Annotated in this window: 21 protein-coding genes; 12 read left to right on the forward strand and 9 right to left on the reverse strand. The window is 71.0% G+C overall.

Annotation, left to right across the window (positions count from 1 at the left end; genetic code table 11):
- Nucleotides 1–49: 49 nt before the first annotated feature.
- From AB0M51_RS12110 to AB0M51_RS12130, 5 genes are all read right to left on the reverse strand, one after another.
- A complete protein-coding gene (locus AB0M51_RS12110; RefSeq protein ID WP_363749207.1) occupies nucleotides 50–1,972 on the reverse strand; it encodes a DUF222 domain-containing protein in 1,923 nt (640 codons plus the stop codon).
- A gap of 390 nt (nucleotides 1,973–2,362) precedes the next feature.
- Nucleotides 2,363–2,563 (reverse strand): hypothetical protein, encoded by a 201-nt coding sequence (locus AB0M51_RS12115; RefSeq protein ID WP_344187788.1) that lies wholly within the window; start codon nucleotides 2,561–2,563, stop codon nucleotides 2,363–2,365.
- A gap of 188 nt (nucleotides 2,564–2,751) precedes the next feature.
- A complete protein-coding gene (locus tag AB0M51_RS12120; RefSeq protein WP_344187787.1) occupies nucleotides 2,752–3,429 on the reverse strand; it encodes a FadR/GntR family transcriptional regulator in 678 nt (225 codons plus the stop codon).
- Between the two features lie 27 nt (nucleotides 3,430–3,456).
- The gene (locus AB0M51_RS12125; protein ID WP_344187786.1) at nucleotides 3,457–4,218 is read right to left on the reverse strand and encodes an SDR family oxidoreductase; all 762 of its coding nucleotides are present in this window, start codon (nucleotides 4,216–4,218) and stop codon (nucleotides 3,457–3,459) included.
- A complete protein-coding gene (locus AB0M51_RS12130; protein WP_344187785.1) occupies nucleotides 4,215–5,075 on the reverse strand; it encodes a fumarylacetoacetate hydrolase family protein in 861 nt (286 codons plus the stop codon). The genes AB0M51_RS12125 and AB0M51_RS12130 overlap by 4 nt, the downstream gene beginning before the upstream one ends.
- A gap of 98 nt (nucleotides 5,076–5,173) precedes the next feature.
- On the opposite strand from AB0M51_RS12130, the gene AB0M51_RS12135 reads away from it, so the two are divergent.
- Nucleotides 5,174–6,127 (forward strand): aldo/keto reductase, encoded by a 954-nt coding sequence (locus AB0M51_RS12135; protein ID WP_363749211.1) that lies wholly within the window; start codon nucleotides 5,174–5,176, stop codon nucleotides 6,125–6,127.
- On the opposite strand, the gene AB0M51_RS12140 is transcribed toward AB0M51_RS12135, so the two are convergent.
- On the reverse strand, nucleotides 6,128–7,102 hold the full coding sequence (locus tag AB0M51_RS12140) for an L-threonylcarbamoyladenylate synthase (protein ID WP_344187783.1): 975 nt from the start codon (nucleotides 7,100–7,102) through the stop codon (nucleotides 6,128–6,130).
- A gap of 34 nt (nucleotides 7,103–7,136) precedes the next feature.
- On the opposite strand from AB0M51_RS12140, the gene AB0M51_RS12145 reads away from it, so the two are divergent.
- Nucleotides 7,137–8,507: a hypothetical protein gene (locus tag AB0M51_RS12145; protein ID WP_344187782.1), complete on the forward strand. Its 1,371-nt coding sequence runs from the start codon at nucleotides 7,137–7,139 to the stop codon at nucleotides 8,505–8,507.
- Here the strand turns inward: AB0M51_RS12145 and AB0M51_RS12150 are convergent.
- Nucleotides 8,500–10,854 (reverse strand): alpha-L-rhamnosidase C-terminal domain-containing protein, encoded by a 2,355-nt coding sequence (locus AB0M51_RS12150; protein ID WP_363749214.1) that lies wholly within the window; start codon nucleotides 10,852–10,854, stop codon nucleotides 8,500–8,502. The two genes, AB0M51_RS12145 and AB0M51_RS12150, sit on opposite strands and share 8 nt — an antisense overlap.
- Nucleotides 10,855–10,941: 87 nt before the next feature.
- On the opposite strand from AB0M51_RS12150, the gene AB0M51_RS12155 reads away from it, so the two are divergent.
- Both AB0M51_RS12155 and AB0M51_RS12160 read left to right on the forward strand, forming a co-directional pair.
- Nucleotides 10,942–11,703, forward strand: a complete 762-nt coding sequence (locus AB0M51_RS12155; RefSeq protein WP_344187780.1) for an SDR family NAD(P)-dependent oxidoreductase — start codon at nucleotides 10,942–10,944, stop codon at nucleotides 11,701–11,703.
- A complete protein-coding gene (locus AB0M51_RS12160) occupies nucleotides 11,700–12,947 on the forward strand; it encodes a wax ester/triacylglycerol synthase domain-containing protein (protein WP_344187779.1) in 1,248 nt (415 codons plus the stop codon). The genes AB0M51_RS12155 and AB0M51_RS12160 overlap by 4 nt, the downstream gene beginning before the upstream one ends.
- Here the strand turns inward: AB0M51_RS12160 and AB0M51_RS12165 are convergent.
- On the reverse strand, nucleotides 12,903–14,102 hold the full coding sequence (locus AB0M51_RS12165; RefSeq protein ID WP_344187778.1) for a helix-turn-helix domain-containing protein: 1,200 nt from the start codon (nucleotides 14,100–14,102) through the stop codon (nucleotides 12,903–12,905). The two genes, AB0M51_RS12160 and AB0M51_RS12165, sit on opposite strands and share 45 nt — an antisense overlap.
- A gap of 220 nt (nucleotides 14,103–14,322) precedes the next feature.
- Here AB0M51_RS12165 and hpnC point away from each other — a divergent pair, with 220 nt between their 5' ends.
- The 8 genes from hpnC (at nucleotide 14,323) to AB0M51_RS12205 (ending at nucleotide 24,258) form a co-directional block, all read left to right on the forward strand.
- Nucleotides 14,323–15,153, forward strand: coding sequence for a squalene synthase HpnC (hpnC, locus tag AB0M51_RS12170; RefSeq protein WP_344187777.1), 831 nt, complete (start codon nucleotides 14,323–14,325; stop codon nucleotides 15,151–15,153).
- Nucleotides 15,150–16,010 carry a presqualene diphosphate synthase HpnD gene (gene hpnD / locus AB0M51_RS12175; protein WP_344187776.1) on the forward strand — a complete coding sequence of 287 codons (861 nt, stop codon included), beginning with the start codon at nucleotides 15,150–15,152 and terminating at the stop codon, nucleotides 16,008–16,010. The genes hpnC and hpnD overlap by 4 nt, the downstream gene beginning before the upstream one ends.
- Complete coding sequence (hpnE, locus tag AB0M51_RS12180) at nucleotides 16,007–17,332, forward strand: hydroxysqualene dehydroxylase HpnE (RefSeq protein WP_344187775.1); 1,326 nt, start codon at nucleotides 16,007–16,009, stop codon at nucleotides 17,330–17,332. The genes hpnD and hpnE overlap by 4 nt, the downstream gene beginning before the upstream one ends.
- On the forward strand, nucleotides 17,329–18,369 hold the full coding sequence (locus AB0M51_RS12185; RefSeq protein ID WP_344187774.1) for a polyprenyl synthetase family protein: 1,041 nt from the start codon (nucleotides 17,329–17,331) through the stop codon (nucleotides 18,367–18,369). Before hpnE ends, AB0M51_RS12185 begins: the two co-directional genes overlap by 4 nt.
- Nucleotides 18,366–20,273, forward strand: coding sequence for a squalene--hopene cyclase (gene shc, locus AB0M51_RS12190; RefSeq protein WP_344187773.1), 1,908 nt, complete (start codon nucleotides 18,366–18,368; stop codon nucleotides 20,271–20,273). The genes AB0M51_RS12185 and shc overlap by 4 nt, the downstream gene beginning before the upstream one ends.
- The gene (ispH, locus tag AB0M51_RS12195) at nucleotides 20,270–21,787 is read left to right on the forward strand and encodes a 4-hydroxy-3-methylbut-2-enyl diphosphate reductase (RefSeq protein ID WP_344187772.1); all 1,518 of its coding nucleotides are present in this window, start codon (nucleotides 20,270–20,272) and stop codon (nucleotides 21,785–21,787) included. Before shc ends, ispH begins: the two co-directional genes overlap by 4 nt.
- Nucleotides 21,788–21,789: 2 nt before the next feature.
- The gene (gene hpnH, locus AB0M51_RS12200; protein WP_344188468.1) at nucleotides 21,790–22,785 is read left to right on the forward strand and encodes an adenosyl-hopene transferase HpnH; all 996 of its coding nucleotides are present in this window, start codon (nucleotides 21,790–21,792) and stop codon (nucleotides 22,783–22,785) included.
- Between the two features lie 99 nt (nucleotides 22,786–22,884).
- Nucleotides 22,885–24,258 carry a serine/threonine-protein kinase gene (locus AB0M51_RS12205; RefSeq protein WP_344187771.1) on the forward strand — a complete coding sequence of 458 codons (1,374 nt, stop codon included), beginning with the start codon at nucleotides 22,885–22,887 and terminating at the stop codon, nucleotides 24,256–24,258.
- Nucleotides 24,259–24,313: 55 nt separating this feature from the next.
- Here AB0M51_RS12205 and AB0M51_RS12210 read toward each other — a convergent pair whose 3' ends face one another.
- Nucleotides 24,314–25,354, reverse strand: coding sequence for an ABC transporter substrate-binding protein (locus tag AB0M51_RS12210; RefSeq protein ID WP_344187770.1), 1,041 nt, complete (start codon nucleotides 25,352–25,354; stop codon nucleotides 24,314–24,316).
- Between the last annotated feature and the right edge of the window lie 2 nt (nucleotides 25,355–25,356).

Genomic DNA, 25,356 nt, shown 5'->3' on the forward strand with positions numbered 1-25,356 from the left:
GTCGGCGCGGATGGCGCGTGTTTACCGCCGGTGACACGAGCTGTTCGTGTCAGAAGGGCGGTGGGTCGTCCGGTGGCCACGGGGCTGGAGGTGGTTGTGGGGTGATGGGGCCGCGGGCTGGTGGGACGGTTGTGTAGCGGTGGCCGGTCGGCGTGGTCAGGGTGACGGAGCCGTTGGGGTGGTTGATGGTGGACCAGCCCCAGGCAGGGGTGTCCTTGATTACGTGGTGGTATTCGCAGAAGGGTGCGAGTCCGGCCAGGCTGGTTTCGCCGGATCGGGCGAACGGGGTGCCGTGGTCGCGGTCGCATTCGCGCGAGGTTCGGTTGCAGCCGGGCCAGGCACAGACAGGGTGTCTGGCGAGGAGGGTTTCGGTGACCATCGCGCCGGGATCGTGCCGCGTGGTGGAGGCTTCCACCACGGTGCCGTTGGCAGGGTCGGTCAGCAGACGTCGCCACGTGCCGCCGGTGGCGATGCGGCGGGCCATGGCGGCGGGGATCGGACCGTAGCCGGCCAACTCGGTCGGGTCGTCGTCCATCCCGAGCAAGGTGGTGATCGGGATCAGCACCTCGATGTGGGGTCGTCGGCGGTGTTGGTCGGGGAGTCGGCGGCCTAGCCAGTCCAGTCCGTTGTGGAGCATGTGTTCGAACAGATCACTCACCGCGTCAGCACGCCGTTGTGGCGCGATCCGCTCATCCTTCGCCGGTCCGGCCGAACCCGTGGCCCCAACTGCCCCCGCCGCACCACTCAGTCCGCCGACTCCGGAGACGCCGGCCGCCCCGGTCATCCCGGCCGCCCCGGTCGTCCCGGCCGCCCCGGTCGTCCCGGCTGCCCCGGTTGCCTCGACGGTCCCGGTGTTCCCGTTGAGCTCGGTGGACGTCGCGGGGTTGGCCTCAACTGCCGGGCTGGCGGACTCCTCAGGGTTGAGGTCAGCCGCAGGGCTGCTGAGGGTCGTGCCGCGTTTGGCGAGGTCGGCCATGGCTTGGATGACGGTCCACATTTGCTGGATCTTGTCGGCGGTGTGGACGACCCATAGGCCGGCCATGCCGTCGGCCAGGGGGACGATTTTGCAGGTGCGGTCGCGGACGGCGTCGCGGTGGCGGTCGGTGTCTTCGCGGGTGGTGTGTTTGGCGACTTGGCGGCGCAGGGAGTTGTTGAGGTTTCGGTGGGTTTGGCCGGGGGCGCGTTTGAGGACGTGGGCTTCTACGGCTTGGGCTGCGGTGGGTGGTAGGGCGCGGGTGGCTTCGGAGATGGCCAGTGCCTTGGAGAAGGTGAGGGCGCCGCAGCGTAGGGCGGTGTGGGTGGCGGTCAGGGTGCTGGTGAGGTGGAGGGCGGTGTCGACGTGCCGGGCCGCGGTGTTGTGGGACAGGTGCAGGGCGGCGGCGATCTCGGCGACCCAGGAGCGTTCGGGGTCGATCGGGCGGCCCGAGGAGTCGATCTGGGTGGGGCGGGGCAGGTCGACGGCTTGGGCTTTGCGTTGCCGGACGAAGGAGGCTTGGGCGGCGGTCTTGATCGACGCGGCCCAGGCCTCCATCCGGGCGGCGGCTTTCATGGCCTCGATCAACGCGACCGGTGACTCGCACTGCGGACGGAGCTCTTCCAGCGCCGCGGCCAGTTCGGCGCCCGGGGGCAGGAACACCCAGGGCGGGGCTTTGAGGCGGAGCATGGTCCGTTCGGCCTCGTCCTGGTCGACACCGGCCCACTCTTCCCAGTCCAGTTGGTCGACCCGGGACATCGGCGGGAGGTCGTCGTACAGGTCTTCCTCGGACAGGTACCGCGACGGACACGAACCGTCCACGTCGTACAAAGAGTCCAGGAAGTCGGCGTCATACGCATCATCAGGCGGCTGGTCGGGCGGGCACCGATCGGGCGGCAGCGGGAGGGCGGACAGCAGACCTGCCGGCTCGCCCGGAGAACCTTGCTGCGAGGCAGTCTCCGGCCGCGCGGCGAAGGGTTCGACCATCACTACCGTCATGTGACTATATTAGAACATGTGTTCGATGGATTCAAATTGGACTCCCGCCGGTGTGTGTGTGTGATGTCTCAGGGTCAAACGTGATCAGGCTGAGCGAGACCACGCATGCATTTGGCCGCGGCGAGTGCACCTAGTCCAGTGGCGGGCAGGCGATCCGGCATCCCGGCGAGGGGGACTCGCGCTGGTCGTGGTCGAACTCGTAAGCACACTCGCCGCACATGCCTTCGAAGTCGTTCCCGGTGCCGGGATGCTCACACCACGGATGACGACACTCCGCACAGACGCCCAGCTGCCGGAGTCGCCGGGCTCGCTCCCGACGCTCCCGATACCGTTCCAGGAAGCTGCTCACGGCAATGAGGATGCCTCAATTCGCGTCCGGACATGCCGCGTTCAGACCACGAATCTCGGGTCTGTGTAGCCCATGTCGCGGATCTTCGTGGCCGAGAAGACGATCATGATTTCGTCGCCCGGAATGAACACACGCTCCATCGCCGGTATTGCGGGATCGCCGCCGCGAACCGTTCGCGCTGTCGTGAAGCGGAGAGCGGCAAGCCCGATATTGTGCCTGCCGAGCCAGATGGTCAGACGCACTCAACTGCCGCTGAGCGAGCACGTCCGGTCAGACCGAGTAGATGCCGTGAGTGTCCGATGTCTCTTGAGAGATCGAGTGTCACCCATGCCCTGACACAGAGCTGTCACCGATTTCCCGAGACAGCAGGTCGGCCTGACGGTTGTTCCCGTAGCGCGACAGCTGCACCGGACCTGCCTGGACAGCACACCTAGACGGCCAGATTGCGGCGGATCCAGTTCTCGATGCCGGCGACGTGGGTGAGGGACAGGGCGGCGGCGAGGGTCGGCTGGCGCTCGCCGATGGCCAGCGCGATCGCCCGGTGTTCGCGCTGGGTCTGTTCGAACGCGTCCTCCTGTGTGACCGCTCGCCACGCCCGCGCCTGGTGCGTCCGCCCGGCCACGCTGTCGATCAGCGAGCAGAGCACGGGGTTGCTCGCCCCCGCCGCGATCCGGTGATGGAACTCCAGGTCGTTCGCGACCAGGTCGCCGATCGGGCTGTCCGGGTCGACGGCCTCGGTCAGTGCCAGCAGCTGTGCCGCGTCCTCGCCGGCCATCAGCCGAGCCGCCTTCTCGGCCGCCATCGGTTCGAGGGCCCGGCGTACCTCGAACAGGTCGAGGATGCTGGAGTCCTGGTGGAAGTCGATGATGAAGCTCATCGTCTCCAGCAGCAGGTCGGGTGTCAGGCTGGTGACGTACGTGCCGTCGCCGCGCCGTACGTCGAGGATCCGCAGCATCGACAGCACGCTGACCGCCTCGCGCAGCGGGCTCCGCGAGATGCCGAGCTGCTCCGCGAGGTCGGCCTCGCGGGGCAGCTTGTCACCCGGCTTCAGCCGGCCGTCGAGGATCATCGTCTTGATCTTCTCGATCGCGACGTCGGTCAGCGCCATCTGCTGCCTTTCAGTCTTCCTTGGACCTCAGTCTTCCTTGGGCCGTAGCCGCAGACTAGCCATTCCGCCGTCGACGGCCAGCGCCGTACCCGCCGTCGAGCCGGACGAAGGTCCGGCCAGGTAGACGATCGCGAGCGCGACCTCCTCCGCCGAGACCAGTCGGCCGTGCGGCTGGCGGGCGTCGAGCGCGGCCCGTTCGGCGACCGGGTCCGGCGCGGCGTCGAGCAGGCGCTGCACCCAGGGCGTCGCCGCCGTACCGGGGTTGACGCAGTTCACCCGCACGCCTTCGCGGAGGTGGTCGGCGGCCATCGCCATGGTCAGCGACTGCACCGCGCCCTTCGTGGTCGAGTACAGCGCACGCTGCGGGATCCCCGTGGTCGCGGCGACCGAGGCGACGTTGACGATCGCGGCGGCCGGCGACTTCCGCAGGTACGGCAGGGCCGCGCGGCTGACCCGGACGGCGCCCATCACGTTGACGTCGAACACCTTGTGCCACTGGTCGTCGGGGTTGTCCTCGACCGTGCCCTGCGCGCCGATGCCGGCGTTGTTGACCAGTACGTCGATCCGGCCGAACGCCTCCAGCACCTGCTGCACCGCCGTACGGACGCTCTCGTCGTCGGTCACGTCCGCCCGGATCCCGAGTACGCCCTCGGGAGCGCCGGCGGGGTCGAGGTCGAACGCCGCCACCCGCGCGCCGCGGGCGGTCAGTTCGCGGGCGGTCGCCGCGCCGATCCCGGACCCGCCGCCGGTCACGATCGCCACCAGGCCGTCGTATTCGGAGGCGCTCATCGGCCGGCCTCCCAGGCGACGTACTCCTGCCGCTGGCGACCGAGGCCGTCGATCTCGACCTCGACGACGTCACCCGGCCGCAGGTACGGGAACCGGCCGGAGAGCGCGACGCCTTCCGGCGTACCGGTCATGATCAGGTCGCCCGGGTCGAGCACCATGTATTGACTGAGGTGGTGGATCACGGTCGCCACGTCGAAGATCTGGTCGGCGGTGCTGGAGTCCTGCCGCGGCTCGCCGTTCACGAAGCTGCGCAGCGTGAGCTTCTGGTGCTCGACCTCGTCGGGTGTGACCAGCCACGGCCCGACCGGGCTGAAGCCGGCGGCGATCTTGCCCTTGCTCCACTGGCCGCCGGACTGCTCGATCTGGAACGCGCGCTCGGACAGGTCGTTCGCGACCACGAAGCCGGCGACGTGGTCGAGGCTGTCCGCGGGGGAGTCGAGGTACGACGCGCGCTTGCCGATCACCACACCGAGCTCGACCTCCCAGTCGGTCTTGGTGCTGCCGCGCGGGATCGTCACCGGGTCGTTCGGGCCTGCCAGCGTGTTCGGCGCCTTGAAGAAGACCACCGGCGTCGCCGGCGGCTCGGCGCCGGACTCGGCGGCGTGCGCGGCGTAGTTCATGCCGATGCAGACGATCGCGCCCGGACGGCCGATCGGGGCACCGATCCGGAGCCCGTCCGCGTTCTCGACCGACGGCAGCTCCCCGGCGGTCAGCGCGGCGGCGACCCGGACCGGTCCGTCGGACTCCCAGAACCCGGCGTCGAGGTCCGCGGTGATGCCGGTAAGGTCCCGGACCCCGTCGGCGGTGACGACGACCGGCACCTCCGCACCGACCGGACCCAAGCGGGCGAACTTCATCGCGACTCCTTAGATCTTATCTTTGCCGGACTATTCCGGCTCTTTCGGCGATCAGCGGTAGCTTGACACGCTAAAGATATGATGTCTAGCGTGCTGCCGTGATCGACGTTCCACGGTTCGGGCTCGGCTGCGCGCCGCTCGGCAACCTGTTCGAGGAGCTTTCCGAGGAGCAGGCGCACGCGCTCCTGACCGCCGCCTGGGACGCCGGCGTCCGGTACTTCGACACCGCTCCGCACTACGGCCTCGGCCTGTCCGAGCAACGCCTCGGCCGCTTCCTCGCCGGCAAACCCCGCGACGAGTACGTCGTCTCCACGAAGGTCGGCCGGCTGCTCCGCGAGAACCCGTCCTGGGACGGTACGGCGCTGGACGCGACCGGCTTCGTCGTACCGGCGGGGCTCCGCCGCGAGCTCGACTACTCGCCGGAAGGCGTCCGGGCCTCCGTCGAGGACTCGCTCACGAGACTCGGCCTCGACCGGATCGACATCCTCTTCGTCCACGACCCCGACCTGTCGGGCGACCCCGGCGCCACGGAGTCCGCCCTGACCGCCCTGGCCGACCTCCGCGCCGAGGGGATGGTCGCCGCCATCGGCACCGGCACGCTCGGCATCGACGCCCTGCTCACAACGGCCCGCAGCGGACTCGCCGACGTACTGATGGTGGCCAACCGCTACACGCTCCTCGACCAGAGCGTCGCCCCCGACGTGCTGTCAGCCTGCGACGACCACGACGTCCGCATCATCGCCGCCGCCGTCTTCAACAGCGGCCTCCTGGCCACGTCCCCGACCCGGGACGCCAAGTACAACTACGCCGACGTCCCCGACGACGTCCTCGACCGAGCCATCCAGCTCAACACGATCTGCACCACCCACGACGTACCCCTCCCGGCCGCAGCCCTCCGTTACCCGCTGGAGGACCCGCGCGTCGTCGCCGTGGTAGCAGGCGCCAACACGCCGGCCCAACTCGGACAGAACCTCACCCACCTGGACACCGAGATCCCTCCGGCGCTCTGGCAGGACCTGGCCGACCGCCGACTGGCGCCTCGGCCGAGCTGATCAGTCGCGGGGGCCGGCGGCTCGGCGGAGGCGGTTGGCTATGGCCAGGCCGAGGCCGGTCTCGTCGGGGAGGGTGGCGAGGATGAGGTCGCAGCCCTGGTGGTCGAGGTCGCGGAGGTAGCTGAAGAGGCCGCGGGCGTAGTCGGGGAGCGAGTCGGGGAGTTGTACGACGGCGTGGGCGTCGACGGCGGTGCCGGACAGGGCCGGCGGGAGGAGGACTCCGACCTTGTGGTCGGCGTACCGGTGTGCCTCGGCGGCGAGGTCTTCCGGTGCGACCAGTACGACGCGGGCTCGTGGGGCGTAATGGGACGGGTGCTGGCCGGGAACGCGGACCGTGCTCGTCGTCGGTACGGCGAGCGCCCGGCCGAGGGCTGCCTCGAGGTCCTCGCGGGTCACGCCGCCGGGACGGAGGACGGTCGGTGCCGGGCCGGTGACGTCCACGATCGTGGACTCGACGCCGACCCCGCACGGGCCCCCGTCGAGCACGTAGTCGACGTCGTCGCCGAGCTCGAGCCGGACGTGCTCCGCGGTGGTCGGGCTGACCGAGCCGAAGCGGTTGGCCGACGGGGCGGCGACCGCGCCGCCGAACGCGGTCAGCAGTTCCAGCGCGACCGGATGGTCGGGCACCCGGATCGCGACCGTCTCCAGGCCGCCGGTGGTCGCGAGCGGCACCCGCCGGCCGCGGCGCAGGACGAGCGTCAGCGGCCCGGGCCAGAACCGCTCGGCCAGCAGCCGCGCGGTCTCCGGTACGTCGTCGGCCCAGTCGTCGAGTTGTTCGGCGCTGCCGATGTGGACGATCAGCGGATGCGACGGCGGCCGGCCCTTGGTCGTGAAGATCCGGCCGACGGCCTGCGGGTCCTCGGCGTCGGCGGCGAGCCCGTAGACGGTCTCGGTCGGGATCGCCACCAGGCCGCCGGCCCGCAGTACCTCGACGGCTTTCTCGATCTCACTGGCTGTTACCGACACACCTGCCATCGTCTCACGATGCCCCGCCTGAAAGGGTGGGGGCATGACTGATCGCCCGGTGCTCGTGCCGCCCGCCGGTGTGCGCGGCGAGAATCTGCAGGTCTGCTACGCCGCGGCGCTGCACAACCTGCTCGACGTCAACACGATCCCCGACGGCGGTTCGGCGTACGTCCGGGCCGGCGGCGGGTACTCCGACCCGTGGACGCGGGACGCCGCCATCAACGCGTGGCACGCGGCGAGCCTGCTCTCGCCCGAGGTCGCCGGCTACACGCTGCTGAAGGTCTGCACCGACGGACTCATTGCCCAGGACATTCAGTGGTGGGACCAGATCATCTGGGTCATCGGTGCCCGCCACCATCGGCTGGTGACCGGCGACACGGCGTTCGGCGCCGAGGCGTTCCGGATCGCGTCCGCCTCGCTGGAGATCCTCCGCCGGGACCGCTTCGACGCGTCGACCGGCCTGTACCGCGGCCCGTCGCTGATGCAGGACGGCATCGCCGGATTCCCGGAGCCGCCGTACCAGCCGGGCAACCCGTCGTCGTTCGTCCTCGACCACCCGGGCGCCGCCGAACTGCGCTGCCTGTCGACCAACGCCGTGTACGTCGGGGCGCTCGGAGCGCTCGAACAACTCGCGGCGGACGCCGGCGCGGATCCGGCGCCGTACCCCGCGCAGCGGGCCGAACTCGTTGCCGCCGTCAACGAGCACCTCTGGTCGGACGAGAGCGAGCAGTACGGCTACTTCCTCGGGCCGGACGGTCTCGACCCGCACCAGGAGACTGCCGGGCTCGCGCTGGCCGTCGAGTTCGGCATCGCCGGGCCGGAGCGCGCGGCCGGGTTGGTTGCGGGCATCCACCACGAGCCGTTCGGCGTGGTGAACGTCTGGCCGCACTTCCCGCGGTTCGACGCCGACCACCCGGGCCGGCACAACGCGATCTGCTGGCCGATGGTGATGGGCCTGTGGGGGTACGCGGCCGCCCGGGCCGGGCAGGCGGCGGAGTTCGGCCGTACGGTCGACGACCTGGTCAGGCTGTTCCGCTCCAGCGGCGACGAACTGTTCGAGCTCTACAACGCGACCACCGGCGAGGTCGACGGCGGCTGGCAGGTGGGTCGGCAGTGGGAGTCGTTGCCGCACCAGACCTGGTCAGCCACCGCACTGCTTCGGCTGGTGCACGAGGGTCTGTTCGGGCTCAAGTTCGGCGCCGACGGCATCACGCTCCGCCCCACGGTGCCGCCGTCGTACGCCGGTGAGTGGTCGCTGCGGTCACTCCGCTACCGGGCCGCGACGCTCGACATCACCGTGCGGGGTGAGGGCACCGAGGTTCGCTCCGTCCACCTCGACGGGCAGCCCCAGGACGCCCCGCACGTACCGGCCGCGCTCAGCGGTCACCACCAGGTCGACGTCGTCGTCAGCTGACCACCGTGATCTCAGGCGGTCCGGTCACCTCGGTCGGGCCGCCCGCCACCGCGCGAACCTCCAGCGGGCCGTACGGCGTCGGCACCGAGGCCTGCGCCCACTCGAGACCGCCGAGCTGCGGCGTGACCCGGACAGTCGTCATCCCGGGCGCCGTCGGCCGGACACCGAGCAGCGTCGCGGCGTAGTGGTACAGCGGGTGCGCACCCCATGCGTGACAGTCGCTCCGGGTCGGCTCGGGGTGCTCGATCACCGTACGCAGGCCGCGATCCAGCAGCCCGTACCAGAGCCCGAGCCGGTCGAGCAGTACGTCGGTCCGCCCGATCCGCTGCAGCGCCTCGAACAGGTAGTGGTCGAAGTACACCGTGGTCCGCGCCAACGGTTCCCGCAGCATCGTCCGGACCGCGGTCTCGCCGTACTTCGCGCCCGCGAGCAGCGCCAGCGACTGCGCGTGCTCGCTGAAGGCCGTGTGCTCCAGGTCGTCGGCGTACAGGCCGCGATCGACGTCGTAGAAGGCCCCGTCGGCGGCGTCGAGGAGGCGATCGGCCAGTTGCGCGTACCCCGCGCCGGACCCGCCCGTCCAGGTCTCCAGGTCGGAGGCCTGCCGCGCTACCAGCGCCAGTTGCAGGTGCAGCACTGCCGACACGCCGTGCCCCGGACCCGGCCAGTCGGCGTGGACCTCGCCGTCCTGGACGATCCCGGGCGGGCAGCCGGCTTCCCAGCCGGGCACCCAGTCGGTGAAGTTCCAGCCGTGCAGGGCGTGGAAGACCCCGCGGTCGTCGACGGTACGGCGGTGCGCGTCGAGGGCCGCACGGACACCCGGCATCAGCTCGGCGACGAAGCCGAGATCGCCGCGCCACAAGGCGAAGTCGTGCACCATCGCGACCCACCAGAGCGTGAACGGCGGGATCGGCGACGACTGACGGGACGGCGTGCGTGACAACACCAGCCCGTCGTCCTGCTGGCTGCCGGCGAAGGCGCGAAGGGCCTGCCGGGCGAGGGCGTCGTCTCCGGTGGTGGCGTACGCGATCAGGCATTGCAGGCGGGTGTCGCCGGTGTACTGGAGCTGCTCGTAGTACGGGCAGTCCATGGTGGTCTCGTGACTGCACGCCTGCAAGGTCCGGAAGGCCAGGGCGCCGACCTGGGCGAGCCGCGGATCGCTGGCGGTGAAGCGGAGCCTGTCCTCGTACGGGTAGTGGGTCTCTTGGAAGCGCAGTCCGGTGATGGTCAGCGGCTCGGCGGCGGTGGTGACGAGGACCTCGACGTACCGGCCGGACTGCCACCACAGGGTGCTGTGCTGTTCCGGGCCGCCGCCGGCGATGAAGAGGTCGCCGATGCCGTCCTCTTCCAGTCCTGGGCGGCCGAAGAGCTTGCCTTTGACAACGTCTCGATGGCCCTTGCCTGCTTGGGGATCCGATTCGTAGAGGGATTCCTGCCAATGCAGTCGTACTTCGGCGTCGCGGCCGGCGTCGAGGTCGAGGACAGGGTAGGCGCAGACATACTGGTCGAGGTCGATCAGTACACGGCGAGTGGTGCGGGGCGGCAGGACCAGCGGCGTACCCTCGAGGAGTTGTTGCCATGGGCCCGCTTCTGCGTCGAGGTGATCGGCCGGGTCGATGACGCGGTCGCGGGTCGGCTCGCCGGCCGGATGCTCCGCGACATGACGGACCCGTGCGCCCGACGCCCAGCCCTGCACCGGGGCCGCCAACCGCGCCGGCACCAGCAGCCGTTCACGAGCAGCACCGTCCCGGGCCCCAGGTCCGCTGTCGCCAGGCCGCGAGGCGTCCCGGCCACTACGTCCGGGATTCCCGGCCGGAGCTGCCCGCCAGGTGAGGTCGTCTGCGGCGGTCTGCCAGCCCCACGGGTACGAGCGGCCGTCGCTCACGTGTCTGGCGCCGCAGCCGTACCCGTCGCCTTTCGAGCGGCGGCCGTGGCCAGGGAGTACGGCCGCCTGCCAGTCCGCCGTACCGGTGTCGAGGTCGAGGCCGGACGAGGCGAGCAGGAAGGTCGGCCCGTCGCCGAGGCTCAGCTGTGCCAGCGGCGCGTCCTCGCCGAGGCTCCACACGCGGGCGGCGAGCCAATGCCCGCCCGTCCCGAGCCGCAGGCGGTAGCTCTCGAACGACCAGTGGCCGACCTCGCCCCGCGACGGGCCACGGCCGACGAGTTCGCCGTCCAGCCACAGCTCGTACCGCTCGTCCGCGGACACGTGGACCACGGTCTCGGCCGGCTCCGCGCACTGGACCCGGAGCCGGAACCCGACGACGTCACCGCCCTCCACAGCTCGGATCCAACGCGCCGGCCAGGCGCCAGGGAACGGATGGTCGTCGAGCTGCAGCCAGTCGATCGTCACCGGTCAATGGTGACAGTGTCCCCGGTCCGAGGGGTAGCCTGATCGCTGCCAGGCGAGCTCCCGACGGAGAACGGCTGTGGAGGTGCGATGCGACTGGACGGCAAGGTCGCGTTGGTGACCGGCGGATCGGCGGGGATCGGCGCGGCAGTGGTCGACGGCCTCGCCGCGGCCGGTGCCCGGGTGATCGTCCACGGCCGCGACAAGGACCGCAGTACGGCCGTGGCCGACCGGGTCGGCGGTGCCGTCGTACTCGGAGACCTGGCCGTGCCCGGCGCGGCGGCCGAGGTCGCCGGCGCGGCGCTCGCTGTCCACGGGCAGGTCGACGTACTGGTCGCGAACGCCGGCGCCGGCTGGTCCGGTCCGTTCACCGACGTGGGTAGCGCGGAGCTCGACCGCCTGGTCACGCTCGACCTGCTCGCCCCGCTGCACCTGGTTCGTTGCCTTCTGCCCCCGATGGTTGAACGACGGAACGGCCACGTCGCCCTGGTCGGCTCGATCGCCGGACGTACGGCCGTGGCCGGTGAGGCCGTGTACGCCGCCACCAAGGCCGCGCTCGACATCTTCGCGGAGAGCCTCCGGCTGGAACTTCGTGATACAGGTGTTGGTGTGAGCCTTACCGTCCCCGGCGTCGCGGACACCGGGTTCTTCATCGCACGCGGCCGGCCGTACGACCGGAAACGCCCGCGACCGGTGCCTGCCGCCGCGGTCGCACAAGCCCTGGTCGATGGCATCGCCAACGACCGTGCCGAGACCTGGGTGCCGGGCTGGCTGCGGGTCGCGCCGGCGGTCCGCGCGCTGACCCCCGGCCTCTACCGCCGCCTGTCGGCGAGGTTCGGTGAGCGGGTGTGACCGGGATCGTGGTGCCGTCGGCCGACGCGTTCTTCCTGCACGTGGAAGGAAGCGGCGCGGCGCAGCACGTCGGCGGGGTGGTCGTCCTCGAACCGACCGATCGGCGGCCGTCGATCGAGGAGGTCCGCGCGCTGGTCGCCGACGGATTCGCCCGGCTGCCGAGGATGCACCAGCGACTCGGACCGTCGTCACGCTGGCGCCGCCTGCGCTGGGTCGAGGCCGAGCACGTCGACCTGGACTGGCACGTCATCGAGCACCGGTCGCCGGACGGCCGGGCCGGGCTGCTGCGATACGTCGGTGAGCTCGCGGAGCAGCCGATGCCGCGCGACCGGCCGCTGTGGCGGATCGTCCTGGTCCGCGACATCGGCCCGGGTGGCGCCGACGCGCTCGTGGTGCTGCTGCACCATTCGATTGCCGACGGCATCGGTGCGGTGCTGCACACGTTCAGCCTGTTCGAGCCGCGCCCGAAGATACCGGTGCCGGCCGGCCCGATGCCCGGCCGGCTCGCCCGGGCGGTGGCCGTCGCCGCGGGCCTCGCCCAGCTCGCGACGGACGGCGTCGCCCGGCCGTTGCCGCCCGGTTCGCCGCGGCGTGCCTACGGCGTCGCCGAGGTCGAGCTGGACGTCGTACGGCGAGTCGCGGCGGCCCGCGGTGTCCGCGTGACCGACCTGTTGATCGCCGTACTCGCCGACGGGGTGCACGCCGTCTCGACGGGACTTCCGCGGAGCCTGCGGATCTCGGTGTCGACGGTGGTGCGAACCCCGGGCACAGCGGTCGAGGGCAACGCGATCGGCGCGAGCATGGTCCAGGTGCCCGTCGACGGGCGTCCCTTCGAGGAGCTGCTGGCCGAGGTGGCCGCCCGGCGGGACCGGCTGCGCCGTTCGACGCGGGCGCTGGGCGCGCGCTTCGTGATGGCGACCGGTCTGCGCGCGGTGCCGGAGCCGGCCGTCCGCTGGTTCGCGCAAACCGTGTACGGACCGCGGTTCCTGCACGGAGTGGTGTCGAACATGCCCGGGCCGACGGTGCCGATGACGTTCCTCGGGGTGCCGCACCACCGCGTCTACCCGATCCTGCCGCTGGCACCCGGAACGCCGCTGTCGGTGGGTGCCCTGAGCTGGGGAGGTGTGCTCGGGATCGGGCTGGCGACCGACCCGGAGCTGATCGACGCCGCCGCGCTGTCCGAGCACGTGAACCGCGCGCTACGGTCCGGGCCACTCGAGGGCGAGGAAGAGGCGAGCGCGTGAGTCGGGGTCGTCCAGGCGGTCGCCGTACAGGGTCCTGAGTCGGGCCATCCGGTAGCGCACGGTCTGCGGGTGGATGCTCAGCTCCTGGGCGATCGCCTGCCGGTCGCCGAAGTGCCGCAGCCAGCTGGCGAGGGTCTCGGCGAGACGTTCGCGGGCGGCGTCGGTCTCACCTTCGAGCGGCGCGAGCATCTCGTCGCGGAGCGCGGCGACCAGCGCCTCGTCGCGCCACACGATCAGCGCGTCCAGATGCTCGTCGGCGAACACCGGGTCGCCGGAGAGTACGCCGGTGGTCCGCAGCCGGACCGCGATCCGGGCGATCTCCAGGCTGCGCGGCAACTGCGCCAGTGCCACGGCGTTGCCGACCACCGCGCCCATCCCGGCGAGTTCCCGGCTGAGCTGCAACCGGCGGCCGGGACCGGCCGGTTCCGGAACGATCGCGCCGACCACGAGACCGTTGCGCCGGATCGGCAGCGCGCCCGGTTCGAGCCGGGCGACCAGCGTGGTGGCGGCCTGGTGGTCACCGCTGCGCTCGCCGCTGTAGATGACGACCGCGGCGGTCTCCGGGATCCGCCAGGCCGCCTGCACCGCGGCGCTGCGGAGCGCCTCGCTGGTCGCGCTGCCGGCGAGCAGCAGGTCGGCGAGCTCCTCGCGGCGGCGCTCCCGGGCCACCGCGTCCTCGATCTGCTCCTGCAGATAGCCGTTGGCGGCCGAGAACGAGAGCTGGTTGACGAAGACGAACACCGAGTCCGCCAGTGCCGCGAGGTGGTCCGGTGCGAAGTCGAGCCGGAGCGCGGTCGCCGCGACGTGCCGCCAGGCGACCCGCGCGCCGAGCTGGAACGCGGTCAGCAACCGGGTCAGGTCGTTGCCCTCCCGGAGCTGGGTCCGGCCGATCTCCTCGAACACCGCGCGGACGGCGGCGTCGGCCTGTTCGAAGGTGGTCTGCTCGGGGTTCCGGAGATTCGCGAGCGACATGTCGAGCAGCCGGTGCACGAACAGCTCGGCCGGCCCCAGGACGGCGTCCCGGTCGGTGTCCAGGAAGGCCGCGTAGTCCGGCCAGTGCTCGGCCAGCCGGTCGCGCACCTCGGCGAGCAGGTCCGGCAGATCTTCGAGCAGGGCCTTCTCCAGGCCGGCGCGGTCGAAGGTGGGGATGGTCATGGGGCCTCCCGGCCTGGACTGAGGAGCGGAGGGAGCGCAGCGACCGGAGCGACGAGGGAAGGCCGGGAGGTCGAGCCCCATGACCCGCCGCGACGGAGTCGTGGCATCAGCATGGTCATGGGGCCTCCGGCACCAACTGTAACGCCGTGACAATTTCCGGCCGCCGGAATGTTCTCCAGCGGCGCAGAGTTGGCAGGAAACCGCTTCACATCATGGAGATGTGCATCCAGACGGACTGCAAAGTGAACTCGGCAGGAGGGAACACGGGGAAAACTTCCCTGTTGCGTTGAAGGTCCTCCCCGGTGGACCGCGGGAAGGACTGCACGCCATCTACGCCTATGCCCGTACGGTCGACGAGTTGGGCGACAGCTACGAGGGAGATCGGGCCGCCGCGTTGCAGGCGTTCGCGGGCGACCTGGAGCGGATCTGGTCGAGCGGGCAGCCGGCGCATCCTGTCCTGCGCCGGCTGGCCCCGGTGGTCCGCGCCCACGACCTCCCGGCCGCCCCGTTCCACCGGCTGATCCAGGCCAACCTGCAGGACCAGACGGTGACCCGCTACCAGACCTTCGACGACCTGCTCGGGTACTGCCGGCTGTCCGCCGATCCGGTCGGCCGGATGGTGCTCGGTGTCTTCGACGTCAACGATCCCGAGACCGAGCGGCTGTCGGATCTCGTCTGTACCTCGTTGCAGCTGGTCGAGCACTGGCAGGATGTCGGCGAGGACCGCCGGGCCGGACGGATCTACCTGCCACAGCAGGATCTGGCGACGTACGGCGTTGCCGAGAGTGATCTGGACGAGCCCGAGGCATCCGCGGCGCTGCGGCAGTTGATGATTTTCGAGACCGAGCGGGCCGCACAGTTGCTCAGCGAAGGGTCGGCGATCGTACGGCGGTTACGCGGGTGGGCCCGGGTGTCCGTGGCCGGGTTCGTGGCCGGCGGGCAGGCGACGGTCCGGGCGTTACGTCGTACCGGCGGCGACGTGCTGGCCAAGGAGGCGCGGCCGTCGAAGGCGGACACGATCCGGTTGCTGGTCAAGGCGGTGGCGCGATGACCGTGACAGAGGCCTATGAGGCGTGCCTGGACATCACCAAGGCGGAGGCGCGCAACTTCTACTACGGCATCCGGCTGCTGCCGCCGCCGAAGCGCAACGCGCTGTCGGCGTTGTACGCCCTGGCGCGGCGGATCGACGACATCGGCGACGGCGACCTGCCTCTGGCGGACAAGCGCACCGCGCTCGCCGGAGTACGCAAGGACCTCGGCCGGCTCGACGACCTGACCGACCCGGTGTACGTCGCGGTGGCCGACGCGGCCCGCCGGTACCCGGTCCCGCTCGGCGCCTTCGAGGAGCTCGTCGCGGGCGTCGAGACCGACCTCGGCGACGTCCGGATCGGCGACTTCGACGAGCTGGTCGTGTACTGCCGCCGCGTGGCCGGGTCGGTGGGACGCCTGTGCCTGTCGATCTTCGGTACGGCGGACGCCGACTTCGACACGCTCTCGCAGTACGCCGACCAGCTCGGCATCGCGCTGCAGCAGACGAACATCCTGCGCGACATCCGGGAGGACTTCGGCAACGGGCGGATCTACCTTCCCGCCGACGAGCTGGAGCGGTTCGGCGCCCGGATCGCGCTCGACGAGCACGGCGTCCTCGAAGACCCGCAGGGCCGGCTGGCCGGGTACATCCGGTACGCCGCCGGCCGCGCGCAGGACTGGTACTCGCTCGGCTGGCGGTTGCTGCCGTACCTGGACCGGCGCAGCGGTGCGTCGTGCCGGGCGATGTCGGGGATCTACCACCACCTGCTCTGCCGGATCGGCGCGAACCCGGTGCTCGTGTACGACCGCCGCCTCTCGTTGTCGACGGCGGAGAAGGCCCAGGTGGCGCTGACGTCGCTGGCGGGAGTCCGGTCATGAGGCGGGTCGCGGTCGTCGGCGGCGGCTTGGCCGGGATCACCGCGGCGCTGTCGCTGGCCGACGCGGGCTGCGCGGTCGTGCTGCTGGAGGGGCGGCCCAAACTGGGCGGGCTGACGCATTCGTTCGAACGTGGCGGGCGATGGATCGACAACGGACAGCACGTGTTCCTCCGGTGCTGTACGTCGTACCTGCGGCTGCTCGACCGTCTGGGAGTGCGGGACCAGGTGCACCTGCAGCGGCGGCTCGACGTACCGGTGCTGAGCGGTCGGCACTCCGGGGCCGGGCGGATCCGGCGCAACGGCATGCCCGCGCCGCTGCATCTCGGGCCCGCGTTGATGTCGTACCGCTGGCTGACGACGGCGGAGCGGATCGCGGCCGTGCGCGCGGCGCTGGCGATGGGGCGGGTGGATCGGGCCGCCGCGGCGACGGACGCGCAGTCGTTCGGGGACTGGCTGGCCGCGCACGGGCAGGACGCGCGGGCGGTGGAGGCGTTGTGGGAGCTGATCGGGATCGCGACGCTCAACGCCCGCGCCGACGAGGCGTCGCTCGCCGTGGCGGCGACGGTGTTCCAGCTCGGACTGCTCGAGCGCAGCGACGCCGCGGACATCGGCTGGTCGGCGGTCCCGTTGCAGCAGTTGCACGGCGACGCCGCTGCTCGTGCGTTGCGGGCGGCGGGTGCCGCGGTACGGCTCCGGGCGCGGGTCCGGGCGCTGGACGAGAAGGCGGGCGGATGGGCGATCGAGGGCGAGACGTACGACGACGTCGTACTCGCGGTGCCGCCGGGTGATGCGGCGGCGTTGATGCCGGACGACGCGGTGGAGCTGCCGGACGGGTGGGCGGAGGCACTCGGTAGCTCGCCGATCGTCAATGCGCATGTGGTGTTCGACCGGGTGGTACTGGACGAGCCGTTCGTCGCCGCGGTGGACAGCCCGCTGCAGTGGGTGTTCGACCGCGGCGCCGAACCGGGCGGTCAGTACGTCGCGGTCTCGTTGTCCGCGGCCGACGCGTTGATCGACGTACCGGTCGCTGACCTCCGCGAACTGTTGGTACCCGCTCTCCGGCAGCTGCTTCCCGCGGCTGCCGACGCGCGTGTGAAGGAGTTCTTCGTGACCCGAGAACGCAATGCGACCTTCCGGCCGGCGCCCGGCACCGGCCGGTTCCGGCCCGGTGCGACCACGAGACGCGCCGGCCTGCACCTGGCCGGCGCCTGGACCGCGACCGGCTGGCCCGCCACGATGGAGGGCGCCGTCCGGAGCGGCGAGGCGGCCGCCGCCTCGGTGCTGGACGCCGCCGCCGTACCGGTCCCGGACGCGGCCTCATGACCGCCGTCGAGCCGATGCCCTCGGCAACCAAAGCGCCGGAGCTGCTGGCCCGGGGGCGGGACCTGGTCGAGCCGTCGCTGCGGAACGTCCTGAGCCGGCTGGACGACCACACCCGGCTGATCGCGTCGTACCACTTCGGCTGGTGCGACACGGACGGCCGGCCGATGACCGGCAGCTCCGGCAAGGCGATCCGCCCGGGCCTGACGCTGCTGGTCGCCGAGGCCGTCTGCGGTACGCCGGAACCCGGGATCCCCGGCGGCGTCGCGGTCGAGCTGGTGCACAACTTCTCGCTGATCCACGACGACCTGATGGACCGCGACACCCGGCGCCGGCACCGGCGTACCGTCTGGTCGGTCTGGGGCGACGCGACCGCGATCCTGGTCGGGGACGCGCTCGCCTGCCTCGCCGACGAGGTGCTGGACGAATGCGACTCGCCGTACGCCGCCCGCGCCGGCCACGCGTTGGCGGTCGCGACCCGGGAACTGATCCGCGGGCAGGTCCTCGACCTGGCGTTCGAGCAGCGCGACGACGTCGGGATGGACGAGTGCGTCGACATGGCGCTCGGGAAGACCGGCTCGTTGCTCGGGGCATCGGCCGAGCTCGGCGCGATCCTGGCCGGCGCCGACCCGGCCGTGTGCGAGGAGTTCCGCAGCTACGGGCGGGAGCTCGGGCTGGCGTTCCAGCTCGTCGACGACCTGCTGGGGATCTGGGGCGAGCCGGAGAAGACCGGCAAACCGGTGTTCTCGGACCTGCGGGCGCACAAGAAGACATTGCCGGTCGTGTGGTCGCTGGAGTACGGCGGGACGTACGGGCAGGAGCTGGCCGACTGGTTGGCGAAGCCCGGCGTACCGTCCGAGGACGACGTCCAGCGGGCCGCCGTACTCGTGGAACGCGCGGGCGGGCGGGAGTGGGCGCTGGCCGAGGCGGGGGAGCGGGTGCGGAGGGCCGGACGGGCCTTGTACCTGGCGGGTGTGGACGCCGCCGGACGTGCGCCGTTCGACGAGTTGTCGCGGTTCGTGGCGGAGCGTCAGCTGTGACGGCCTCGCGGGTGGACGCATCGCTCGAGGTCCGGGTGCGGGAGTGCCTGGACGCGGCGGTGGCATACCTGCGGTCCCTGCAACACGACGACGGGTGGTGGAAGGGCGACCTCGCGACGAACGTGACGATGGACGCCGAGGACCTGATGCTGCGGCATTTCCTCGGCGTCGCGACGGAGCGGACCGATGCGGAGACCGCGCGGTGGATCCGGTCGCAGCAGCGCGCGGACGGGACCTGGGCGACGTTCCCGGGCGGGCCCGGTGATCTGTCGACGACCGTCGAGTCGTGGGTCGCGCTGCGGATGGCCGGTGATCCTCCAGGGGCGACGCACATGCGCAGGGCCGCCGCCTTCATCCGGTCGGGCGGAGGTGTCGAGAAGGCGCGGGTGTTCACGCACATCTGGCTGGCGCTGTTCGGGCTGTGGCCGTGGGACGACTGCCCGGACCTGCCGCCGGAGCTGATCTTCCTGCCGAGCTCGGCACCGCTGAACGTCTACAACTGGGCGTGCTGGGCGCGACAGACGATCGTCCCGCTGACCATCGTGAGCGCGCACCGGCCGGTGCATCCGGTCGAGTTCACGGTCGAGGGGCTGCGGTCGGGTACGCCGCCCCGTGCGCATGCTCACCTGTGGACGTTGGACGGGGCGTTTCAGCGGCTTGACGTCGTACTCAACGCCTATACACGCTGGGGCCCTCGCGGGCCGTTGAAATGGCTACGCCGGTTGGCGATGCGGCGGGCGACCGAGTGGATCGTGGCGCGCCAGGAGGCGGACGGCGGGTGGGGCGGCATCCAGCCGCCGTGGGTGTACTCGTTGATCGCGCTGCGGTCGATGGGGTATCCGATCGACCACCCGGTACTGGCGGCCGGGCTGCGCGGGCTCGACGGGTTCACGGTGCACGCGAAGACGCCCGACGGTCCGGTGCGGTGGCTCGAAGCGTGTCAGTCGCCGGTGTGGGACACCGGGCTGGCGGTCGCGGCGCTGCTCGACGCCGGCGTGCCGGCCGATGACGAAACGGTGCTCAAGGCAACGGACTGGCTGCTCGCCGAGCAGATCGACGCGCCGGGGGACTGGCAGGTACGACGGCCGGGGCTGGTGAGCGGCGGGTGGGCGTTCGAGTTCGCGAACGACGGGTATCCGGACACCGACGACACCGCGGAGATCGTGCTGGCCCTGCGGCGGGTCGCGCACCCCGAACCCGAGCGGCTGCGGGCGGCGCTGGACGACGCGGTGACCTGGACGACCGGGATGCAGTCGGCCGACGGAGGCTGGGGCGCGTTCGACGCGGACAACACGGACACGACCGCGCTGCGGCTGCCGTTCTGTGACTTCGGCGCGGTGATCGATCCGCCGTCGGCCGACGTCACCGCGCACGTCGTGGAGATGCTGGCCGCGGAGGGGAGGACCGAGACGGACGAGTGCCGCCGCGGGGTGCGGTGGCTGCTCGCCACGCAGGAGGACGACGGGTCGTGGTTCGGTCGCTGGGGGACGAACCACGTGTACGGCACGGGGGCCGTCGTCCCGGCGTTGATCGCGGTCGGCCTCCGGGTGGACGATCCCGTCGTACGGCGCGCTGTTCGCTGGCTGGAGAACCACCAGAACCCGGACGGTGGGTGGGGTGAGGACCTGCGGTCGTACGCCGATCCGTCCTGGATCGGTCGCGGGGACTCCACTCCGTCGCAAACGGCCTGGGCTCTGCTCGCGCTGCTCGCTGCTGAGCCGGGTGGGGAGGCCGTGCGGCGGGGGCTGGCCTATTTGGTGGAGACACAGCGCGCGGACGGCGGGTGGGACGAGGATCGGTACACCGGGACAGGGTTCCCGGGCGACTTCTACATCGGTTATCACCTGTACCGCTTGGTCTTCCCGATCTGGGCCTTGGGTCGTTATCTCAGGAGCACCCGATGACCGGCGTCGTGTACACCCCGCTGTACGCCGAGTGGCTCGCCCTCCACGCCGTCCACCCTGTTCACACCGGCCGATCCAAGGGCGTACGCCACGACGGTCCCCGTCTCATCGCCGGAGTAGCAGGCGCACTGGTCGACGGAATCAACCCAGGAGACGTGGTCGTCGCAACCGAGATCCAATCCGTCGTCCCAACTCCTCGGGACGGGCTCGCCGCCCCCGAACCCACCACCCGCGACGCGGGCGTCGGCTGGGGGCCGACTGTCAGGTGTGAGGCGGCCGCTCTTGTGGCGGGGGAGTTGCGGAGGCGGGGGTTTGTTGTTCATGTGGGCCCGGTTGTGACTGCCGATCATGTGGTGGACTCGGTGGCGGAGCGGGCGGCGTTGGCGGCTCGGGGGGCCGTGGCGGTGGACACCGAGTCGGCGTTGCTGGCGGGGGACGACGGGCAGACCGTGGTGGTTCGGGTGGTGGTGGATACGCCAGGTCAGCCGCTCTGGCGGGTTGGGACGATCGGGCGGGGCGTGCGGGCGTTGCGGGAGTTGCGGCGTACGACGGACGTGATCACCGCGTGGAGCGCCGCCGCGGGTGAGCGGGAGGTGCTGCTCGCGGCGCCGCGGTCGTTCTGTGCCGGCGTGGAGCGGGCGATCGAGACGGTCGAGCGCGCGCTGGAGCAGTTCGGCGCGCCGGTGTACGTACGCCGCCAGATCGTCCACAACCGCCACGTCGTTGCCGGTCTCGAACGCCGTGGCGCGATCTTCGTCGAGGAGGCCGACGAGGTTCCCGACCGCAGCGTCCTCGTACTCGCCGCGCACGGCGTCGCTCCGGCCGTCCGCGCACAGGCCGCCGAGCGCCACCTCCGCGTGGTCGACGCCACCTGCCCCCTGGTCGCCAAGGTGCACCAGGAAGTACGCCGGTACGCCGCCGACGACAACACCGTCGTACTGATCGGCCACGCCGACCACGAAGAGGTCGTCGGCACGATCGGCGAGGCACCGGACCACGTCCTCGTCGTCTCCGACCCCGCCGAGGCCGAGACCGTCGACGTACCCGACCCGTCCCGGGTCGCCTACGCGATGCAGACGACCCTCGCCGTCGAGGAAGCCGCCGAGACCGCAGCCGTCCTCCGGCAGCGCTTCCCCGCACTCAAAGGCCCACGGACCGACGACATCTGCTACGCGACCAGCAACCGGCAGGCAGGCGTCCGCGCCATCGCCCGGCGATCCGACCTGGTGATCGTCCTCGGTTCCCAGAACTCCTCCAACTCCCGTCGCCTCGTCGAGGTCGCCGAGGCCGCGGGCGCCCCCGCCGTCCTGGTCGACGACGCCGGCGAGCTTCCCCTCGACCGCCTGGCCGGCGCCGGAACCATCGGAATCACCGCCGGCGCCTCCGCCCCGCCCACCCTCGTCGACGACCTCGTCCGCTGCCTGTCCGGCCTCGGCCCGCTCACGGTGACCGAGACCGGCGAGCCGACCGAGGACGTCCGGTTCGTGCTACCGAAAGAGGTGACCCACCCGTGAGCATGCCGTTGCGGCAGTCCGTCCGCCTTGGCGCCTATCTGATGAAGCAGAAGCTCCGGCACCGGGAGAAGTTCCCGATCCTGCTCGAGCTGGAGCCGCTGTACGCCTGCAACCTGAAGTGTGCGGGCTGCGGGAAGATCCAGCAGACCCACGACTGGCTGAAGCAGCGGATGCCGGTCGAGCAAGCGGTCGCGGCGGTCGAGGAGTGCGGCGCGCCGATGGTGTCGATCGCCGGTGGCGAACCGTTGATGCACAAGGAGATCGACGAGATCGTCCGGCGGTTGCTGGCCCGGAACAAGATCGTGTTCCTGTGCACGAACGCCGTACTGCTGCCGAAGCACCTGCACAGGTTCACGCCGCACAAGAACTTCGCGTGGATGGTGCACATCGACGGTCTCCGCGAGCGGCACGACCGGTCGGTCTGCAAGGACGGCGTGTTCGACCAGGCCGTGGCCGCGATCAAGCAGGCGCAGGCGGCCGGCTTCCGGGTGATGACGAACACCACCTTCTTCGACACGGACAGCCCGCAGGACGTCATCGACGTCCTCGACTACCTCAACGACGACCTGCACGTGGACAACATGCAGATCTCCCCGGGGTTCGCGTACGAGAAGGCGCCCGACCAGGAGCACTGGCTCGGGCCGGAGGAGACCCGGCAGCTGTTCCGGAAGGCGTTCGGGGACGGACGCCGGAAGAAGTGGCGGCTGAATCACTCTCCGCTGTTCCTCGACTTCCTGGAGGGCAAGGTCGACTTCGACTGCACGGCCTGGGCGATCCCGCTGTACTCGCTGAAGGGCTGGCAGCGTCCCTGCTACCTGATGGACGACGGGTACGTCGCGACGTACCAGCAGCTCCTCGACGAGACCGACTGGTCGAGCTACGGCCGCGGCAAGGACCCGCGGTGCGCGAACTGCATGGCCCACTGCGGCTACGAACCGACCGCCGTGGTCGCGACCCTCGGCTCCCTGCGGGAAACCTTGCGCGCTGCAGTTGGCTGATCCCGGGCGGTCACCAGGGGCACCTGTCGGGGCAGACCTTGTGCAGCGAGTAGCCTTGACCGTTGGACTGGCGGACGGCGCGGTGGGGTACAGGGACGGATGTTGATCGGCGAGCGGTACCGGCTGGGCGCGTCGTTGGGGCGTGGCGGCATGGGCGAGGTGTTCCGGGCGACCGACCAGTTGCTCGGGCGCGAGGTCGCGGTGAAGGTGATGCTGCGGTCCGGCGACGACACCGCGGCCGCCGAACGGTTCCAGCGCGAGGCCAGGGCCGCGGCCCGGCTGAGTGACGCCCACATCGTCGCGGTGTACGACTTCGGGCAGTACGACGACAACTTCTACCTGGTGATGGAGCTCGTCGAGGGCCGCACGGTGGCGGGCGAGATCGACGAGGACGGACCGGTCTCGTGGGACCGTGCGGTCGACATCGTCGAGCAGGCCGCGGCCGGTCTCGCGGCGGCGCACGCGGAGAACGTCGTCCATCGCGACATCAAGCCCAGCAACCTGATGATCTCCGCCGACGGCGTCGTGAAGGTCGCGGACTTCGGGATCGCGGCCCTGCCCGGCGCCGAGACCAACGAGCTGACAGTCACCGGGCAGATCATCGGCAGCCCGCTCTACCTGTCGCCGGAGCGCGCACGGGGGCAGAAGGGCGGCCCGGAGTCGGACGTGTACGCGCTGGGTTGCGTGCTCTACCAGCTGCTCACCGGCCGCCCGCCGTTCATGGGTGACCACCCGACCGCGCTGCTGTACCAGCACGTCGACACCGAACCGGTGCCGCCGAGCCGGCTGCGCCCGGAGCTCGGCGGACCGTACGAGGCCCTGCTCCTCCGGATGCTCGCCAAGGACCCGGCCGACCGCCCGACCGCGGCGGAACTCACGTCGTTCAGCGCGGCTGCCGAGCGCTATCCCGCGGCCGCCGAGCCAGTCCTGCCGACGCAGCCGATCCTGCCGACCCGGCCGATCGCCCAGCCGGCGGTCGCTCCGCTTGCTGCCGCGCCGAATCGCGATCTTCGCAAGCCCCTGCTGATCGCCGCCGTCGCGGTACTCGCCGTCTGCGGCGCGGTCGCGGCCGGCATCGTGCTGCAAAACACCGGCGCCACGAACTCACCGACTGTCGATGTCGGCCCCCAGCCGAGCAACACCTCAGGTACGCCGACCACCACGCCCACGAGCAGCCCGACCCGCTCCGACGGCGCGACCAACGCCACCCGCAGTACGACGGACACTCCGTCGACGACCCCCAGCTCCACCCCGAGCACCACCCCGTCGTCCACTCCGTCCACGCCGACGAACACCCCGTCGACGACGCCGAGCTCCACCCCGACGCAGTCGACACCGACGCCGACCCCCACCCCGACGAAGACGAGCACGTCGACGACCCCGTCGAACACCCCGAGTTCGACTCCGCCGAGCACGTCGACGACTCCGACCGCGTCCACCACGCCACCACCCTCGAACACCCCGACGCCGTAGGCGCCCGCCGGGGGAAGCGGGCGCCTACTCGGGGGAGGGGCTACGTGGGGAGGGACTACTTGGCGTCGGTGACGAAGTCGGTGGTGTAGGTCTTGGAGAGGTCGATCTTGTCCTTCTGGGACTTGACGGTGTCGCTGAAGGTGCCGAGGACGTCGAGGACGGTCTCCGGGCCGCCCTTGGGCATCACGCCGTCGGTGGTGAACATCGGTGACGAATCCTTGATCGATTTGACGTACAACGCCTTGTCGGCGCCCGCGTAGTCGGCCGGCATCTTGTCGGCGATCTCCGCGGCGGAGTGCGTCGAGATCCACTTCATGGTCTTCACGAACGCGTTGACCACCTTCTGTACGGCGTCCTTGTTCGCGTCGACGTACGAGCAGTCCATGTAGAGGGACGCGGCCGGGTACAGCCCGCCGAGTGCGGCCTTCGTACCTTCCTCGGTGCGCATGTCGATCATGACCTTGCCGAGGTTCTTCGAGGTGATCGTCGCGATCGTCGGGTCGGTCGTCATCCCGGCGTCGATCCCGCCGTTGGTGAGCGCGGCGACGAACGTCGAGCCGGCTCCGGCCTTGACCGTCGTGTAGTCCTTCGTGGAGACGCCGTTCTTGGTCGCGAGGTACTGCGTCAGGTAGTCGGTCGACGAGCCCGGCGACGTCACGCCGAGCTTCTTGCCCTTGAAGTCCTTGGCCCCGGCCAGCGGCGCCTTGTTCGACACCACCTCGGCCTCACCGGGGACCTTGGCCAGCTGTACGACGCTCTTGATGCACTTGCCCTGCGCCTGCAGGGTGATCGTGTGGTCGTAGAACCCGACGACGCCCTGCACCTGGCCGGAGACCAGCGTGTTCTCGGCGCTGGCGCCGGACGGCTCGTCGGAGAGCTGGACGTCGACGCCGGCGTCCTTGAAGTACCCGAGCCGCTGGGTCAGCATCGCGGGCAGGTAGATCACCTTGTTGATCCCGCCGACCATGATCTTGACCTGCGGAGTGCCGTCGGCGGACGTGGTCGCGGCGGATCGGGAATCGCGGCAGCCGGCCAGGGCGAGCGCGGCGACGGGGAGGAACGCGACCGCGGCAACGGTCAGTCGATTGAGACGCATGC

Source organism: Kribbella sp. NPDC051137 (assembly GCF_040682535.1).
Taxonomy (GTDB): domain Bacteria; phylum Actinomycetota; class Actinomycetes; order Propionibacteriales; family Kribbellaceae; genus Kribbella; species Kribbella karoonensis.